Origin of the sequence: Bradyrhizobium sp. SBR1B (assembly GCF_014198205.1) — a bacterium.
GTDB lineage: Bacteria > Pseudomonadota > Alphaproteobacteria > Rhizobiales > Xanthobacteraceae > Bradyrhizobium.
The window spans coordinates 173,793-191,425 of the sequence record NZ_JACIHC010000013.1; the positions used below are offsets into that span (position 1 = coordinate 173,793).

At 63.7% G+C, this 17,633-nt stretch carries 16 protein-coding genes; 12 read left to right on the top strand and 4 right to left on the bottom strand.

Annotated elements, in window-relative coordinates; genetic code table 11:
• Positions 1-72: 72 nt before the first annotated feature.
• From GGD61_RS27925 to GGD61_RS27965, 9 genes are all read left to right on the top strand, one after another.
• Positions 73-876, top strand: coding sequence for a DeoR/GlpR family DNA-binding transcription regulator (locus GGD61_RS27925; RefSeq protein ID WP_183231664.1), 804 nt, complete (start codon positions 73-75; stop codon positions 874-876).
• A 184-nt stretch (positions 877-1,060) separates the two neighbouring features.
• Entirely contained in the window at positions 1,061-2,455 is a 1,395-nt protein-coding gene (locus GGD61_RS27930; RefSeq protein ID WP_183231626.1) for a sugar ABC transporter substrate-binding protein, read from the top strand.
• Positions 2,456-2,458: 3 nt separating this feature from the next.
• Entirely contained in the window at positions 2,459-3,394 is a 936-nt protein-coding gene (locus GGD61_RS27935) for a carbohydrate ABC transporter permease (protein ID WP_183231627.1), read from the top strand.
• A complete protein-coding gene (locus GGD61_RS27940) occupies positions 3,391-4,230 on the top strand; it encodes a carbohydrate ABC transporter permease (RefSeq protein ID WP_183231628.1) in 840 nt (279 codons plus the stop codon). The genes GGD61_RS27935 and GGD61_RS27940 overlap by 4 nt, the downstream gene beginning before the upstream one ends.
• Positions 4,227-5,279, top strand: coding sequence for an ABC transporter ATP-binding protein (locus GGD61_RS27945; RefSeq protein WP_210311210.1), 1,053 nt, complete (start codon positions 4,227-4,229; stop codon positions 5,277-5,279). Before GGD61_RS27940 ends, GGD61_RS27945 begins: the two co-directional genes overlap by 4 nt.
• A gap of 4 nt (positions 5,280-5,283) precedes the next feature.
• Positions 5,284-6,057 (top strand): GntR family transcriptional regulator, encoded by a 774-nt coding sequence (locus tag GGD61_RS27950; protein ID WP_183231629.1) that lies wholly within the window; start codon positions 5,284-5,286, stop codon positions 6,055-6,057.
• A 30-nt stretch (positions 6,058-6,087) separates the two neighbouring features.
• Positions 6,088-7,731, top strand: coding sequence for an arylsulfatase (locus GGD61_RS27955; RefSeq protein ID WP_183231630.1), 1,644 nt, complete (start codon positions 6,088-6,090; stop codon positions 7,729-7,731).
• A 3-nt stretch (positions 7,732-7,734) separates the two neighbouring features.
• Positions 7,735-8,712 carry a formylglycine-generating enzyme family protein gene (locus tag GGD61_RS27960; RefSeq protein WP_183231631.1) on the top strand — a complete coding sequence of 326 codons (978 nt, stop codon included), beginning with the start codon at positions 7,735-7,737 and terminating at the stop codon, positions 8,710-8,712.
• A 1-nt stretch (position 8,713) separates the two neighbouring features.
• Positions 8,714-10,504: a chloride channel protein gene (locus GGD61_RS27965; RefSeq protein ID WP_183231632.1), complete on the top strand. Its 1,791-nt coding sequence runs from the start codon at positions 8,714-8,716 to the stop codon at positions 10,502-10,504.
• Positions 10,505-10,509: 5 nt separating this feature from the next.
• On the opposite strand, the gene GGD61_RS27970 is transcribed toward GGD61_RS27965, so the two are convergent.
• From GGD61_RS27970 to GGD61_RS27980, 3 genes are read right to left on the bottom strand one after another with little or no spacing between them, the layout of a single operon-like run.
• Positions 10,510-11,232, bottom strand: coding sequence for a GntR family transcriptional regulator (locus GGD61_RS27970; protein ID WP_183231633.1), 723 nt, complete (start codon positions 11,230-11,232; stop codon positions 10,510-10,512).
• Positions 11,233-11,260: 28 nt separating this feature from the next.
• A complete protein-coding gene (locus GGD61_RS27975) occupies positions 11,261-12,856 on the bottom strand; it encodes a GMC family oxidoreductase (protein ID WP_183231634.1) in 1,596 nt (531 codons plus the stop codon).
• Entirely contained in the window at positions 12,856-13,983 is a 1,128-nt protein-coding gene (locus tag GGD61_RS27980; RefSeq protein WP_183231635.1) for a mandelate racemase/muconate lactonizing enzyme family protein, read from the bottom strand. The genes GGD61_RS27975 and GGD61_RS27980 overlap by 1 nt, the downstream gene beginning before the upstream one ends.
• A 106-nt stretch (positions 13,984-14,089) precedes the next feature.
• Here GGD61_RS27980 and GGD61_RS27985 point away from each other — a divergent pair, with 106 nt between their 5' ends.
• The 3 genes from GGD61_RS27985 to GGD61_RS27995 are packed head-to-tail and all read left to right on the top strand — an operon-like array spanning position 14,090 to position 16,684.
• Positions 14,090-14,860 carry an ABC transporter permease gene (locus tag GGD61_RS27985; RefSeq protein WP_092258897.1) on the top strand — a complete coding sequence of 257 codons (771 nt, stop codon included), beginning with the start codon at positions 14,090-14,092 and terminating at the stop codon, positions 14,858-14,860.
• The gene (locus GGD61_RS27990; protein WP_183231636.1) at positions 14,857-15,666 is read left to right on the top strand and encodes an ABC transporter ATP-binding protein; all 810 of its coding nucleotides are present in this window, start codon (positions 14,857-14,859) and stop codon (positions 15,664-15,666) included. The genes GGD61_RS27985 and GGD61_RS27990 overlap by 4 nt, the downstream gene beginning before the upstream one ends.
• A gap of 22 nt (positions 15,667-15,688) precedes the next feature.
• Entirely contained in the window at positions 15,689-16,684 is a 996-nt protein-coding gene (locus GGD61_RS27995) for an ABC transporter substrate-binding protein (RefSeq protein WP_183231637.1), read from the top strand.
• A gap of 176 nt (positions 16,685-16,860) precedes the next feature.
• Here GGD61_RS27995 and GGD61_RS28000 read toward each other — a convergent pair whose 3' ends face one another.
• On the bottom strand, positions 16,861-17,421 hold the full coding sequence (locus GGD61_RS28000; protein ID WP_092259311.1) for a hypothetical protein: 561 nt from the start codon (positions 17,419-17,421) through the stop codon (positions 16,861-16,863).
• Positions 17,422-17,633: the final 212 nt, after the last annotated feature.

Consider the following 17,633-nt stretch of genomic DNA (forward strand, 5'->3'; position numbering starts at 1 on the left):
TGTGACACCATATGAAACACAAAATTGCGTCTTAGCCGTTCAAATGATACTTTTGTCGCGAACGGAGGGCTCATGGCCAGAAGCGCCACGACACGTCAGGTCCACATACTGGAGATCGTGCGCGAGCAAGGCTTCGCTTCCATCGAGCAGCTTGCGGCGCGTTTCGAGGTGACCCAGCAGACCATCCGCCGCCTTGTGAATGCGCTCTGCGACCAGGGATTGCTTCGGCGCGTGCATGGTGGGGTCAGCCTCCCCGTCCAGAATCAGAACCTCGCCTACAGCAGCAGACACAGGCTGAACGCCGAAGCCAAGCGGCGGATCGCGCATGCGACCGCCAAACTCATTCCCGACGGGACGTCGCTGATGATCGGGCTCGGCACCACGCCCGAATATGTCGCGCAGGCACTTTCCCGTCGACGGGATCTGCGGGTGATTACCAACAGCCTGAACGTGGCCGCAGCCTTCTCGCATAATCCGGACGTGGAGATCACCATCGCCGGCGGCACGCTGCGGCCGCTCGACCGCGACATCATTGGCGAGGCCGCCGTGCATTTCTTCTCGGGATTTCGCGCCGACTTCGGAATCTTCGGCGTCGGCGGCGTCGATGCCGACGGCTCGCTACTCGACTTCCATGTCGATGAAGTCAAGGCACGCCAATCCATCGCCGCCAATTCACGAACGTCCGTGCTCGTGGCCGACATCACCAAATTCGGGCGCAATGCAACGGTTCGCGGCGGCCACCTCGACGAATGCCACCATCTCGTCATCGACGGCCGATTGCCGGCAGCGTTCGAGCTGAGCGCACAGCGATATAGCGGCCAGATCCATACGGCCGGCGGCGCTCGCGCAGATTTCGAACTCCTCGGCGACATCTAGCCGGCAACTGCATCTCATCGCTGCTCGCCCTGATCGCGCCTCCCGGAGGCGAGGTCGGCGGTCGTTCCACGCCCCGCGCCAAACGGCCGGAGGACACCCAATTTGTCGCGGTTGACTTGTTATAACATTTGGGCAAATGTCCTAACTAACCGGAAGTATAAATCCGGATTTTCGGGAGGACAGCATGACGTCATTCACGCCAACGCGACGAACGCTACTCAAGACCGGAACCGCCGCCGCAGCTTTCGCGACACTTGGCCCGGCCTTTCTCCGGCAGGCTGCCGCGCAGGACGCCGACCTCGCGCCCTACAAATCCGCTCGGATCGACTGGCAGCAAGTCTCCGGCGAGACCATCACGGTCGCCGTGATCCCGGCGAGCTATTTCGAAAACCTCATTGCACTGGCGCCGCAGTTCAAGGCGCTCACCGGCATCGACGTCCGCTTCGAGAAGATCCCGCCGGCGCAGATCCGGCAGAAGAGCGTCATCGACCTGACCTCGAAGACCGGGACCTACGCGACCCATGCCGCCGATCCCATGTATTACGCGCTCTATGCCGCGAACAAATGGGTCGAGCCGCTCGATACTTACCTCGCCGACAAGTCGCTGACCGATCCGGCCTGGTTCAAGCTCGACGACATCATTCCGGCCTGGCGCAGCGCCAACGGCATCGACGGCAAGCTCTATGGCATGCCCTATGACGGCGAAGTCACCATTCAGGTCTATCGCAAGGACCTCTATGACGCGAAAGGCCTGAAGCCGGCCGACACGCTAGAAGCCTACATGTCCAATGCCGCGGCGTTGAACACACCGAACGATCGCGTCTGGGGCGCAGCGCTGCGCGGCGTCGCCGGTGCCGGCCAGAACATGTACATCTATCCGTCGATCTTCCGCGAGTTCGGCGGCGACTGGATGAAGGGCGGCAAGCTCACCGTCAATGGCCCCGAGGCCGAGGCGGCGCTCGCCTGGTACGTCGACATCATGAAGAAGTACGCGCCGACGGCGGCGGCCAACTGGAACTGGCCGGATATCGCCGACGCATTCTCGCAAGGCACCGTCGCCAGCTACATCGACGCACACTCGTCGGCTTCGGTCATCAACAATCCCGAGAAGTCCAAAGTGATCGGCAAGGTCGCCTATGCGCGCTGGCCCAAGGGCCCCTCGGGCAAGCGCACCACGTCGATCTGGAACTGGGGCTTCCCGATCAATTCCGCGTTGCCAGAGAAGAAGCGGAAAGCAACCTGGCTGTTCATCCAGTGGGCCGCGAGCGCCGAGACCCAGGCGCGCACCGCGCACAAGTTCGCCGGCCCCACCAAACGCTCGGGCGTCAACCGAACCTCGGTGTGGAAGGATCCCGACTACATCAAGCTGATGAACGGCTTCGGCGAGAACTTCGTCGAGGCCACGATGGGCGCGCTGCAGCAGGACACCGACGTCGACTGGCGTCCGCGCGTGCCGCAATGGCCGGCGATCGGCGACACCATGGCGACCGCGATCCAATCGGCCCTCTCCGGCCAGGCCACGGTCAAGGCCGCACTGGACGATGCGCAGCGCCGCATCGAACCCATGATGCGCGGCTGAGCCATGGCGACGACAGCGGTGACATCGGCCGGGATCGCGAGCGAGGCGCCTCGCAGCGATTTCGGCCGCGTCCTGGCACAGCGCGAACGCCGGTTTGCAGCGGCCCTGCTTGCACCGGCGTTTCTTGCGCTGCTCGCCACGACGACGTTTCCGCTGCTCTTCCTGGTCTATACCAGCGCATTCCGGATGGACCTGGCGATGCCGTTCACCAACGGCTTCGTCGGATTCGAGAACTACCAGGTGCTCCTCTCCGACGAGCGCTTCTGGACCTCGCTGCTGGTGAGCCTCGTCTATACCGGCTCGACCGTCGCGCTGCAGGTCATCATTGGCCTCGCGCTCGCCTTGCTGGTCATGGACATGAAGCGCGGCCAGGGCTGGTTCAGGGTCATCGCCATCCTGCCCGTGGTGCTGTCGCCGGCCGTTGTGGGCATGATCTGGCGTACCTTCATGCTGGCACCGGAATTCGGCATCGTCGATTTCCTCGCAATCAACGCCGGCCTCGGCAGCAAGAACTGGCTCGGCGATCCCACGCTTGCGATGGTCTCGGTGATCGCGATCCACACCTGGCAGTGGACGCCGTTCGCGTTCATGGTGCTGCTGGCCTCGCTGGCCTCCTTGCCCGAGGACATCTACGAGGCCGCGCGGCTCGACCGCGCCTCGGCCTGGCAGCGCTTCCGCCGCATCACCCTGCCCTTGCTGCGCCCGGCGATCGTCATGGTCATCATCATGCGGACCATGGTGGCGCTGACCGCGTTCGCAGCGATCTTCACCGTCACCGCCGGCGGCCCCGGCACGGCGACCGAGATACTCAATCTCTATGCGTACCGAAAGTCCTTCACCGAGCTGTCGATCGGCTACGGCTCAGCGCTCGCTGTCGCCCTCCTGGTCGTGACCATCATCATCTCCGGCATCCTTTTTGCGATGCGGAGGGCGAAATGACCGCAAAGCGCCTCCGCATCATTGCCCTGCTCGCGATCTCCACGGTCTTCCTGCTCGCCTGGGCGTTTCCGATCGTCTGGAGCGTCATGAATTCGCTCAAGACCGATTCCGACGTGCTGGCCTATCCGCCCAAGCTGGTGTTCACGCCGACGTGGGAAGCCTATCGCGACGTGTTGCTCGGCTCGGGATCGATCCTGCCGAACCTGCTCTCCAGCGTCATCATCTCCGTCGGCACCACCGTGGTCACCATGCTGATGGCGGTGCCCGCGGCCTATGCGCTGGCGCGCCTGCGCTTTCGCGGCAAGAAGTTCGCGGGCTTCTACGTGCTGGCCACGCAGATGCTGCCGCCGGTCGGCATCATCATCCCGTACTTCCTGGTGCTGCGGAACATCGGCTGGATCGACACCTATCAGGGCATCATCCTGATCTATCTGTCGTTCTCCCTGCCCTTCGCTATATGGCTGCTGGTCTCCTATTTCGAGGACATTCCCTTCGAGATGGAGGAAGCCGCCTATCTCGACGGCGCCAGCCGATTGAAGACATTGTGGCGGATCATCATTCCGCAGGTCCGTGGCGGCATCGCCGTGACGGTCGTGTTCGTGTTTCTCAATGCGTGGAACGAATTTTTGTTCGCCGTCGTACTCAGCGGCAACACGGTGCGCCCGGTCACGGTCGCCATGTTCAATTTCGTCTCCGTCGAGCAGACGCTGTGGGCCAAGCTCGCCGCGGTCTCGGTTCTCGCCATGCTGCCTGTCGTCGTCCTCGGCGTGGTCGCGCAGAAGCATATCGTGAAGGGCCTGACGGTCGGTGCAGTCAAGGGCGGAGGACGCCGATGAGCGGCCAGGGTCAGGTCAGTTTTCGCAACATCGTCAAGATGCACGGCGAGTTCGCCGCTCTGAAGGGCGTCAATTTCGACATCAAACCGGGCGAGTTCTTCGCGCTGCTCGGCCCGTCCGGCTCGGGCAAGAGCACGACGCTGCGCATCCTGGCAGGCCTCGATGCGCCGACCGCCGGCCGCGTTCTGATCGACGACAAGGACGTCACCTCGACCGATGCGCGGGACCGCGACATCGCCATGGTGTTCCAGAGCTACGCGCTCTACCCGCACATGACGGTGGCCGAGAACATCGCCTTTCCGCTGGAGATGGCGAAGCTGCCGAAGTCCGAGATCACGCCCGCCGTGAAGGACGCGGCGCGCAAGGTGAAGATCGACCATTTGCTCGATCGCAAGCCGGGCCAGCTCTCGGGCGGCCAGCAGCAGCGCTGCGCGCTGGCCCGCGCCATCGTGCGCAAGGCTCGCCTGTTTCTGCTCGACGAGCCGCTCTCGAACTTGGATGCGAAGCTGCGGCTGGAAACCCGCGCCGAGTTGAAGAAGCTGCAGCGTTCGCTGGGCGTCACCGCCGTCTACGTCACCCACGACCAGGAAGAGGCCATGACCCTTGCGGACCGCATGGCGGTGTTCATGTCGGGCGAGATCCAGCAGGTCGGCACGCCCGCGGAGGTGTTCGCCCGCCCGAACTCGATCGACATTGCCGGCTTCATCGGCAATCCCCCGATGAACCTCGTCCCCGCCCGCTACGTGGATGGCGACGTCATCATCGCGGGCCATCGCCTCAAGACGACGGCCACGACCGCAGGTGAGCGCGACGTGGTGGTCGGGCTTCGGCCCGGCGCCCTCCGCATGGCGGAGGGTGGCCTCAGCGCGCGCGTCGACCTGATCGAGGATCTCGGCGATACCGCCGTGCTCGACCTCGACTGCGCCGGCACCATGATCCGCATGCGCGTCGCCGACGGCAACATTCCCGGCGAGGGCGACACGATCTCGATCACGGCCCGACCTCAAGACATTCATCTGTTCGATCCAGCAACACGCATGCGGCTCTGACACCATGACTATTCAAACACGCAAGAAGAAGCCCGCGCCGCTCGGCAGCGATGTCGTTGCGGAGGGATCAACGCCCCTGCATATCCAGATCCGTGAATCCATTCGCAGCCAGGTGCGCGACGGCAAGCTGATCGATGCGACCGGCCGCCTGATGACCGAGGCCGAGCTTGGCCGCCATTTCGGCGTCAGCCGCATCACCATCCGCAACGCCATAGCCCCCCTCGTGAACGAAGGCATGTTCGACCGCTCGCGCGGCCGCGGCACCTTCCTGCGCTCGAACCAGCCCGAGAACTGGGTCGGCCACCTCATGGGCTTCTCGGAAACCATCCGCGATGCCGGCTACCAGGCCGGCGCCACGATCCTGCAGCAGGGCATGACCAACCGACACGACGCCGCCGTTCGCGAGCAGCTGCGCGAGCGTGCCGTCTGGCAGCTCCGGCGCTTGCGGCTCGCGGACGACACGCCGATCGCCATCGAGCACGCCTTCTATCCCCCGGATATCGGTCTCGAGCTCGAGAGGCGCGATCTGGTCTCGATCATCATGTACCGCGTCTTCGAGGACGAGCTTGGCCTCGCCATCAAGGACGCCCAGCAGACCATCAGCGCCGACCTCGCCGACGCCGGCAGCGCCAAGCTGCTGGGGGTCAAGGTCGGCTCGCCCCTGCTGTCCATCGAGCGCGTCACTTTCGGCAAGGACGGACGGGCGCTCGAGCTGCTGCGCGCCGTGTACTTGCCGAAATATTTCCGCCTCAGCATCAGCCTGACGCGCCGCCACTAACCGCCACACGTCGAGAACGAGGACACAAACATGCCGAATGGCGCAAAGACCCCCGATAGCCCCAACATCCTGCTCATCCTCAACGACGACATGGGCTTCTCGGACATCGGCTGTTACGGCGGCGAGATCCAGACGCCGAACCTCGACCGCCTCGCGGCGAATGGCTTGCGCTATTCGCAGTTCTACAACACCGCACGCTGCAGCCCTTCACGCGCCTCGCTGCTCACCGGCCTGCATCCGCACCAGACCGGCATCGGCATCCTTACCTACAGCAACGGCCCGGAAGGCTATGCCGGCAACCTGAACAAAAGCTGCGTGACGATCGCCGAGGCGCTGAAAAGCAAGAACTACACGTCCTACCTCAGCGGCAAATGGCACATCGCCAGCAGCCTGACGGAGCCGACCGACGCATGGCCGATGCAGCGCGGCTTCGACCACTTCTACGGCACCATCATCGGCGCCGGCTCCTTTTACCATCCCAATACGCTCACCCGCGGCAACGACAATATCGAGCACGAGGCGGTGAAGGATCCCTCGTTCTTCTACACCGATGCGATCAGCGATCAGGCTGCCGCCTTCATCCGCCAGCACAAGGCGCAGAAGCCCGACGCGCCATTCTTCCAGTACGTCGCCTATACGGCGCCGCACTGGCCGCTCCACGCCCATGACGAGGATATCGCCAAGTACAAGGGCCGCTTCGATGCGGGCTGGGACAGGCTGCGGGAGGAGCGCCTCAAGCGCCTCGTCGACGACGGCATCATCCATCCGAACTGGCGCCTGACCGATCGCGATCCGACCCAGCCGCCGTGGACCGACGCGGAGCAGCGCGGATGGACGTTGCGCTGCATGGAGGTCTACGCGGCCCAGATCGACCGCATGGACCAGGGCATCGGCCGCATCCTGAAGGCGCTGGACGAGACCGGCCAGATGGACAACACGCTGATCATCTTCCTCTCCGACAACGGCGCCTGCGCCGAGGACATTCCGGAAGGCGTCACGGCAAAGGAGCTGGTCGACCAGCTCATGATCGCGCAGGCGAAGACGCGCGACGGCAGACCGGTGCACTTCGGCAATGACCCGACCCTGATGCCCGGCGCCGAGGACACCTACCAGAGCTACGGCACCGCCTGGGCCAACCTCTCCAACACGCCGTTCCGTCTCTACAAGCACTGGATCCACGAAGGCGGCATCGCAACCCCGTTCATCGTGCATTGGCCGCGCGGCATTTCCGAGAGAGGCGGCCTGCGGCACAATCCGAGCCAGCTCACCGACGTGATGGCGACCATCCTCGACGTCACCGGCGCCACCTATCCCAAGGAGTATAACGGCAACGCCATCCTGCCCTGCGAAGGCGAGAGCCTGGTGCCGTCATTCGCCTCGGCCTATGGCAACCGTAGCCCGCTGTTCTGGGAGCACGAGGGCAACGCGGCCGTCCGCGTCGGCAAGTGGAAGCTAGTGCGGAAGTATCCCGGCCCCTGGGAGCTCTACGACATGGAGACGGACCGCACCGAGATGAACGATCTCGCCGCGCAGCATCCGGATCGCGTCCGCGAGATGACGGCGCAGTATCAGCAATGGGCCAATCGCTGCGGCGTGATCCCGCGCGAGAAGATTCTGGAGTTGATGAAGGCGGAAGGCGGCACAGCCTTCTGGGAGGAAGAGAAGCAGAAATAGGACATGGCCGGGGATCGCTCACACTGTTGCACCCAGCGCGCCGCCAGCAGCGGGCCGGCGACGGGCGAGGATGCGCAAGCGGCGATCACTCCCAGTCCAACTCCGATCCTGCGCCGCTGGAGCTCGCTGATCGGCGGAACCTTCCACATGGGATCCGCCGCCGGTACCGGCTTCGTCGAGGACGGCGAAGGCCCCGTACGGCTGGTGACGTTGTCGCCGTTTGCCATTGCCTGCCACGCCGTGAGCAATCTGCAATTCGGCGACTTCGTCCGGTCCACAGGCTACACGACGGATGCCGAACGCTACGGCTGGAGCTTTGTCTTCGACGGGCTGTTGCCGGAAGAGACACGTGCGGCCCGCACGACGCGCGTTCAGGAAACGCCATGGTGGGTCCCGGTGACGCGCGCCTATTGGGCGCAGCCGGAAGGACCTGCGAGCACCATCCTGGACAGGCTCGATCACCCCGTCGTCCACGTCTCCTGGAACGACGCACAGGCTTATTGCGAATGGTCCGGCACGCACCTTCCGACCGAAGCGGAATGGGAGATGGCCGCGCGCGGCGGATTGGACCAGGCTACCTACCCCTGGGGCAACGAGCTGCACCCGGGCGGTAAGCATCGCTGCAACATCTGGCAGGGCAACTTCCCCGACCGCAACACCGTGGATGATGGCTATTTCGGTACGGCGCCGGTTCACAGTTTCGTGCCCAACGGATATGGCCTGCACAATGTCGCCGGAAACGTCTGGGAATGGTGCGAGGACTATTTTTCGCCGAGCTATCACCGCCTCACGCCATCACGAGACCCCTTGAACCGCGAGCCCGCTCCCAACCGGTCAATGCGCGGCGGATCCTTCCTCTGCCACGAATCCTATTGCAATCGCTACCGCGTCGCGGCGCGAAGCTCCAACACGCCCGACTCCGCGTCCAGCAATATCGGCTTCCGCGTCGTGCGCGCCGAACCGCCGCGGGATCCGGCCTAGGATGGCGCCGGCATCACATCCTGCGAAGCCGGCCGCGGCTCCCGGAATCCGCCTGCTGCCGTTGTTCCTGCGCAACTTCGTGCGCAATCGCGAGACCGGCCTTGTGCTGGTCGCGATCGTCGTCGGACTGCTGAGTGGCGTGCTGGTGGCTGCGATCTCGAGCCTCAGCCAGGTTTCTCACGCCCTGCTGTTCGACATTCCTTTCGATGCACATCTCAGCGCCACCGGCGTGATCTCCTGGCAGCGCACGCTGCTCGTGCCGATGATCGGCGGCCTGGTGCTCGCGCTGATCGGACTATATTTCGCCAGGCGCGTGAAGGGACAGCAGCTCGCCGACGCAATCGAGGCCAATGCGCTCTATGGCGGCCGGGTGTCCTTTCGCGGCAGCCTGCTGATTTCGATCCAGACGCTGCTGTCCAACGGGTTCGGCGGATCGGTCGGGCTGGAGGCCGGCTATACCCAGATCTGCTCGATGTTCGGCTCTCATGTCGGCCAGCGCCTGGCTGCCCGTCGCAACGACATGCGGCTGCTGGTGGCCTGCGGCGCCGCGGGGGCGATCAGCGCCGCGTTTTCCGCACCGCTCGCGGGCGCCTTCTACGCCTTCGAGGTCGTGCTCGGCGCCTATACGTCCGCCGGTCTCGTGCCGGTCATCGCCAGCGCCGTCACCGCATGGCTCGTCGCGCGGCAATTGACGCACCAGTCCTTCCTGATGGTGCCCGGCTTCCCCTCGCCGGTCTCCGTCGAGATGATCGGGCAAACCGTGCTGATCGGCATCATCTGCGCCTTCGTCAGCATCCTCGTGATGCTCGCCGTCGCATTCTCCGAGCGCTGCTTTCAGCGCATCACGGTGTTCAAGGGCTTCCTGCGCCCAATTCTCGGCGGCCTCCTCCTCGGCGGTCTCGCCTTGCTGACGCCCACTGTGCTCGGCGCCGGTCACGGCGCGATGCAGATCCTGCTCGTCAGCAATCCGACCTGGCTTCTGCTCACGACCACGATCGTGTTCAAGATCCTGGCCTCCGCCATCTCGCTCGGCTCCGGTTTCCGCGGCGGCCTGTTCTTCGCCTCGCTGTTGCTGGGTGCGCTGATCGGGCAGCTCTACAGCATCGTGCTGACGGGCCCTCTTCCCGCGCTGGCGCTTCAACCCGGCACGGCCGCAATCGCGGCGCTCGCCGCACTCGGGACGGGCGTCCTTGGCGCGCCGTTCAGCATGGTGTGTCTTGCGCTCGAGATCACCGGCGATTTCTCCGTCACCGTTGGAGCGGTGGTCGCGTCGTCGGTCTGCGCGCTGATCGTGCGCGAGCTGTTCGGCTACAGCTTCGCCACATGGCGCTTCCATCTGCGCGGCGAGGTGATCCGCGGCCCGCAAGACATCGGCTGGGTCCGGCAGATGAGCGCGGCTTCGCTGATGCGCACCGACTTCGAGAACGCGCTGACGACGATGCCGATCGGCGAGGCGCAAAAGCTGTTCTCGCCGGCACAGGTTCGCCAGATCGTGCTCCACGATCCCAGCGGCATCTATGCGGGCATCGTGCCTGCCGCGACGCTGCATTCCGTCGCCAACCAGGACGACGAGCAGCTGGGGTCACTGGCCCAGCAACAGGATGAGTGCCTGCTCCCGACCACGCCGGTGCGCGAGATCCTGAAGGCCTTTGAACGCAGCGAGGCCGATGTGCTCGCGGTCGTCGATCGCACCGATCATCGCGCGACGATCGGCACCTTGAGTGAAGCCCACGTCCTGCGCACCTACGGGGAGGAGCTCGAGCGCCGGAACCAGGAACTGTTCTCGCGTTGAGAGGGCTAGGGCCGCAGATCCATGTCGATCCGCACGAAGTCGCCGCGATAGGTGACTTCGCCGAGATAGATCACGGTGCGGTCCGCGGTCGTGAAGATGCGGCGGACTTCTGCTACCGGCGAATTCAGCGGCACGCGCAGCAGCCGCGCGGCTTCGATGTCCGCGGCACCTATCGTCAGGGTCTGGCGCGCGCTGGCGATGGCGGGATCCCTGAGATCGTTCAGGATCGGAATCACGGTCTCGTTGCGAAAACGCTTCGGTGACCTGCGGAAGATCTTCTCGTCGAGATAGATGGAAATGACGCAGTAAGGCTGCTTCTGCCGCGAATGCAGCCGACGCATGAAGACGTACTTTTCGGCCGGCTTGCCGTCCCCGGGAAGCAGCGGGGCATTGCTGCGACTTTCCGAGATGTTGATGATCTCGGGCGAGGTGTCGCGATACATGTCGGCGAGATCGGACAGCGTGGTCTCGACCTTGAGCCAGCGATCGTGCCGCACGATCCCCGTGACGAAGGTGCCGCGGCCCTGCTGCGCCTCGATCACGCCGTCGCGGGCGAGCAGCTCCACCGCCTGCCTGATCGTGACGCGCGACACGCCGAACTCGGCCGCCAGTTCCTCGTTGGCGGGCAGGCGAAAGCCCTGAGTCCAGACGCCGCGCGCGATCCGCTGCCGGAAGATGTCGGCGATCTGCGCGTATTTGGGGACGTGACTATCGGAACTCAATTCCATCTCGCCCTCCGGAATTCAGGCCGCGCGATCAAGCCATAACCAGCGCGGCACCGCGTTCGCCGATCATCAGGCTGGTCGCGTTGGTGTTGGCCGACGTGATCTGCGGCATCACCGAGGCGTCGATCACCCGCAGCCGCTCAACGCCGCGCACGCGCAGCTGCGGATCGAGCACGGCCTGCGCGTCGCCGCCCATGCGACACGTCCCGACGCAGTGAAACACCGTGCCCCCGGTATTGCGTGCAAAATCCCACAGCCCGGCATCATCCCTTGCCGCCTCGCCCGGCACCATCTCGATGTCCCAGAGCGGGCGAAACGCCCTCTGCTGATAAATCTCGCGGAGAATCTTCAGACCCGCAACAATGGTCTTGCGGTCGATCTCCTCGGCAAAATAATTCGGCTCGATACGCGGCTGCTCGAACGGATCGGTGGAGCTGATCGCAAGCCGTCCGCGCGACCTTGCGTGGCACTGCCAGACCGAGGCGGTGAAGCCGGAATAGCCGTGCAGGGGCTCGCCGGGCTTGTCGACCGAGAGCGGCATCACGTTGAACTGCACGTCCGGCCGTCCGCCGACCGCGTATTCCGTGCAGGCTGCGCCGCCCACCTGCCCCGCCCCGACCGTCAGCGGGCCGCTGCCCGCGAGCATCCACTGCAGGCCCATCTTCGCAAGCTCGACGGGATTGCGGACCTGGTCGTTGAGCGAGATCCGCTCCTTGAGGCGGACGATCAGCCGGGCCTGATAGTGGTCCTGGAGATTGGCGCCGACCTCCGGAGACTCGGCAATAATGGGAATGCCGAGCTTGCGCAGCAGATCGGCTGGACCAACGCCGGAGAGCTGGAGGATCTGCGGCGACTGCAGCGCGCCGCCGGACAGGATGATCTCACGATCAGCCGTCGCGCTGCGGACCTGCCCCTTGCTGATCCACTCGACGCCGGTGGCGACGCTACCGTTGAAAACGACCCTGCTGACTTGTGCCTGGGTGACGATGGTAAGGTTCGGACGGCTGGCGACGGGGCGCAGAAACGCAGAGGCCGAACTGGTCCGCCAGTGCCGCCCGATGCCGAGCTGGTAGGTGCCGACGCCCAGCGTCGTGGCACCGTTGAAGTCGGGATTGCGCGGCAGACCGAACTCTACACCCGCCTCGACCCAGGCCTTCGATGCCTGGTTGTCATTGCGGAGATCGGAAACCTCGAACTCCCCGAGCCCGCCATGAAACTGGCTCTCGCCCCCCCGGTAACGTTCGTAGCGCCGAAAATACGGCAGGATCTCGCGATAGCTCCAGCCCTCGGCGCCGAGGTGTTCCCAATCGTCGAAGTCTTCGTGCTGGCCCCGGATGAAGATCAGTCCATTGATCGACGAGGAACCGCCGAGCACGCGGCCACGCGGCCAGACGATGGCACGACCGCCGCTCCCTTCCGAGGGCTCGGTCCTGAACAGGCGCGAGAAGCGCTCGTTGTAGATGGTCCGGTAGTACCCAACCGGAAGTTTGAGCCAGAAATTTCGATCCGATCCGCCGGCCTCCAGCAACAGCACGCGGCAGGACGGATCGGCCGACAGCCGGTTGGCAACGACGCAGCCGGCCGAGCCCGCGCCGACGATGATGTAGTCGTAGCCGCGTGATGACATCAGATCGTCCGGTATTGTTCGATGGCGGCAAGATCGGGCGTAATGCCGAGACCTGCCTCGTCGCCGAGCGTGATCATGCCGTCGTGGACATCGAGCACGGGACCGCAGAAGCGGTCGCGCAGCGGGTTTTCGTTGCTGTCGACTTCGAGCAGCCCGTCGCCGCCCACGCCGGCGAGAAGATGCGCGGATGCCAGGAGGCCGATGCCGGCGCCGAGATAGTGCGGGCAGAACATCTTTCCCGACGCAAGGATATCGCGCGCGATGCCAGCGCAAGCCGACAACCCGCCCCATTTGGCGATGTCCGGCTGGACGACACCGAGCACCGGCTCACGCAGCACCTCGGCAAAGCCGGCATGGCTCGCGATGTTCTCACCGGCCGCGAGCGGAAAGCGGATGGCCTCGCGCAATTGCGCCCATTCCCGCCGGGGACGATCGGCGCCGATCGGCTCCTCGAGCCAGGCGAGACCGAAGTGCTCCAGTTGCGGCGCGAGCTCCAATGCCTGCGCAATGGTCCAGCCCTGATTGACGTCGGCGGCCAGCAGACCTTCGCCCACAAGACGGCGCAGCGCGGCGAGATTGGCGCGGTCGGTTGCCGGATCGAAGCCGATCTTCAGCTTCAACGCGCGGTATCCGCGGCTCAGGGCCGCTTCGGCCGTCTGCTCGGACCCGACCGGATTGATGCCGCTGGCGTAGACCTTGATCGTGCCCCTCGCCCCGCCGAGCAGCTTCCACAACGCAACGTTCTGGAGGCGCGCGAAGAGATCCCAGACGGCGAGATCGATGCCGGCGATCGCCTGCGCAAACGGGCCGGCTTCGCCAGATTGCAGCGCAAGCACCGAGGTTCCCCGTGTCAGATGCTCGAACGCGGCGGACGGCTCGGAGGCGGTGAATCCGACCAGAGCTGGCGCAAGCACCTCGTTGACGAGCCGAACACGATGTTCGGCTCCCGGTGCTGGAAAATTGCACCACACTTCACCCCAGCCGACATTGTCGTCGCCGTCCTCGACGCGGACGAAGACGGCCGGCCGATCCTTCATCCGCCCGAAGGACGTGATAACCGGCGTGGTCAGCGGGTAGCGATAGCCAAAGGCCTTGACGCTTCGGATGGTGAAATGCGGCGATGTCATGCGGGAAAGCCTGCGACGCCTACGACCAAAGGCGCCACTTGTATGGTCATCCTATTTATAATATGACCTTTGAAAACATCAACCGCAATCTGGGTGGACGCGTCGAATGAACGGAGCTGGCCTGAGACGCTTCGGTCTCGGATTGATACCGTGGATCGGTGCAATCCTGCTCTGGTACGCCGTGCGCTGGAGCGGCTTCGTCAACGTCTCTCTGATCCCCGCGCCGCACCAGGTCGCCGCCAAATTCTTTGAGCTTCTCACCAAGGAAGGCCTGCTGATCGACATCTTCGCCTCGACCCGGCGCGTCTTTCTCGGCGTCGCGCTCGGCATCCTGGTGGCCGTGCCGGTTGGATTTCTGCTCGGGTGGTATCGCCCCGCCCGCACCTTCGCCGACCCCATGATCAACTTCTTTCGCGCGCTGCCGCCGATCGCACTGATCCCGCTGGTGATCGTCTATTTCGGCGTCGACGAGCTCGCAAAGCTCGTCATCCTGTTCTACGCCTCGTTCTTCTCCGGCGTGATCGTGATGTATGAGGGCGTGTCGCAAATCACGCCGCTCTACATCCGCGTGGCGCAGACGCTCGGAGCCAACCAGGCCGAGATCTTTCGCAAGGTCATCATTCCCCTCACCGTTCCGCACATTCTCACGGCGCTGCGCGTGGCGCTGGGCGTCGCTTGGGCGACGCTGGTCGCATCCGAGCTGATCGCGGCGCAGCGCGGGCTGGGCGCCATGATTCAAAATGCCTCGACCTACTTCCTGCTCGACGTCATCTATGTCGGCATCATTTGCATCGGCCTGATCGCACTGATCATGGATTTGATCCTGCGCAAGATCACGGCCCGGCTGCTGGTCTGGCAAGATCGAGCCATCGCATGAACAAGCGCGCTCAGTTCGACAAGGTTTCGCTATCCTTCGAAACGCCGAAGGGCCACCTCAACGTCGTCGAGGACGTCAGCTACGACATCAACGACGGCGACTTCATTGCGGTGATCGGCCCGTCCGGCTGCGGCAAGACCACGATGATGAGCATGCTCGCCGGCTTTCAGAAGCCGACGACAGGCAAGGTTCTGTTCGATGGACGTCCCGTCGCCGGCCCCGGCCCCGAACGCGGCGTCATCTTCCAGGAGTATGGCGTATTCCCCTGGTTGACGGTGAAACAGAACATCGCCTTCGGCCTGACGCTCAACGCCAATCATGTCCCGACTGCCGAGCGTGATGCGATCTGCGATCACTATCTCGGCCTGATGGGCCTGTCTGACTTCGCCAATTCCTATCCGAAACATCTGTCCGGCGGCATGCGGCAACGACTCGCGATCGCGCGGGCCTATGCGGTGAAGCCGCAATTCCTGCTGATGGACGAGCCGTTCGGCGCACTCGACGCCCAGACCCGCTCCAACATGCAGAACCTGCTGCTGAAGGTGCTGGAGACCGAAGGCAAGACCGTCATGCTCATCACCCATTCCGTCGAGGAGGCGATCTACCTCGCATCCCGCATCGTGGTGGTGACGGCGCGGCCGGCGCGGATCAAGGAGATCATCGACGTTCCCTTCGCTTACCCGCGCGACGAGTCGATCCAGGAGCGGCCAGAATTCGCGGAACTGCGAAGCCATATCAGGCAACTGGTGATGGACGAATATCGCGCCCAGCAAGCGCAGATGCGTCCGGTCTCATTCTCGGAATAGCAAGCAAAACGGAGGACACATCATGGATCGGCGGCAATTTCTGACCACGACGGCGGGCCTTGCGCTCGGCACCTTCACGGCCTCGGCACCGGCGATCGCGCAAGCCAAAACAAAAGTCCGCGTCGGCTACCTCCACACCGTCGCTGTCGACGGCCAGATCTGGACCGGCATGGACCGCGGCTCCTTCGAAAAGCAGGGCCTCGATCTCGAGCTGCGGCAGTTCAACACTGGCCTGGAAATCTTCCAGGCTTTGATCGGCGGCAGCCTCGACGTGCTGGCGACCGGCGCCGTCCTCTCGAACTTCCCGGCCCGCGGCCAAGGCAAGGTGTTTCTGATCAACGACATCGAGGTCGCAACCGCGCAGCTGTGGGTCCGCGGCGATCAGGGCATCAAGTCGTTCGCGGATCTGAAGGGCAAGCGCATCGCGACCGCGACCGGCACGACGGCGCACGTGTTCCTCGACACCGCGCTGCGGGCCAACAAGGTCGATCCCAAGGAGGTCGAGCTCGTCAACCAGACCATGCCGGCGGCCGTGACCGCCTTCATCTCCGGCGCAGTGCCTGCCGTAGCGCTCTGGGTGCCTTTCAACGTCACGGTCCGCGACAAGGTCCCCGGCGCAACCATGCTGGCCGATGCGTCAGCCTACTATCCAAAGGCAGCAATCATTGGTGGCTGGGCCGCTGCAAACGACTATTACGAGCCTAACAAGGAGACCCTGGCCAAGCTGATCCGTGGCTGGGCAGATGCGAACGACTATATCGTCGCGAACAGCACCGAGGCGATGGAGAAACTGCAGAAGGGTCATTACAGCCAGACGCCACTGTCCGACATCAACGAGTCTTTCAAAGCACAAAAGATGTTCACGTCCAAGGACTGGAAGCGGATGTACTCGGACGGGACCGTCACCAACTGGCTGCAGCAGTCGACAGACTTCTTCATGGCTAATGCGGGTATCAAGGACTTCACGCCGGCGAGCAAATACTTCGATCCGAGCCTGTATTTGAAAACGATTGCCTAGATACCAAAGGTACCGAGGGATCCGTGGTGGCGCCGGACATATGCGGCGCGCTCCACTTTTCTCGATCTCGGCTCGATATGTTGCTGCCGTACCAAGCAAATGTTGAGCACCGCAGTGAACACCCGTCCCTTCGGCACGCGCACCGCTGGAAAAGAATCAACTATATCCGGGCGACGTCAGCCGCCAAACCGCTTGACGAGCTTAGAGCCCCTGGCTGTTTCAATTTGCTGCTTGGTCAACTCGCTGCCCACGTTCAGGCCCTTCGTCATGAGGTTGCTGCTCAGCGCCGCCGCCTGTCTCTCGTTGGTATAGTCTATCTCGACGTGGTCGACACTCATCAGATGGCCAAGTTCATGGGCCCAGGCGCGTCCACTGGCAAAGTCGTTGCCATACCACTGCACGAAGCTGGCCGGCTCCGGATCGCCATGAAGGTATGAGCCGCCGCCTGCTGAAAGGTTTGGAATCGGATTGACCAGATAAACGTGGATCGCATTATCGGCCGCATGGCGGAGGCTGAGAACATCAAGCACCTGCTTGTCGTTGCCGCGGGCGTTCTTTGCCATGTCAAGCGGCCTGTCTGTCAGGCAATCATTGATCACGAAAGTGATCTTGGCCTTCGACCAGATCTTGTTCACCACATCCAGAGCCTTTTTGGCGGCATCACAATCCCATTTCACGGGCTCCAGAACACCCTTTTCGGCAAATGGCGTGATGTAAATTTTCACTGGAATGGGCATGAGGGTCTCCAAGTCGATTTTCGAATTCATTCCGCCAAACGCGGCATTTTGCACTGCGCCTTCCGAACCGGGCAAGGCGTCCAGATATCATTCGATCGAATGACGACCTCCGTATCAACAGACGGCTATTTGAACGTCGTCCAAGTAGAACCGCACCAAGAGCAAGGCTGCAAGCCCCTGCTTGAAGTTGGTTGGCGACCGGACGTCTCGAT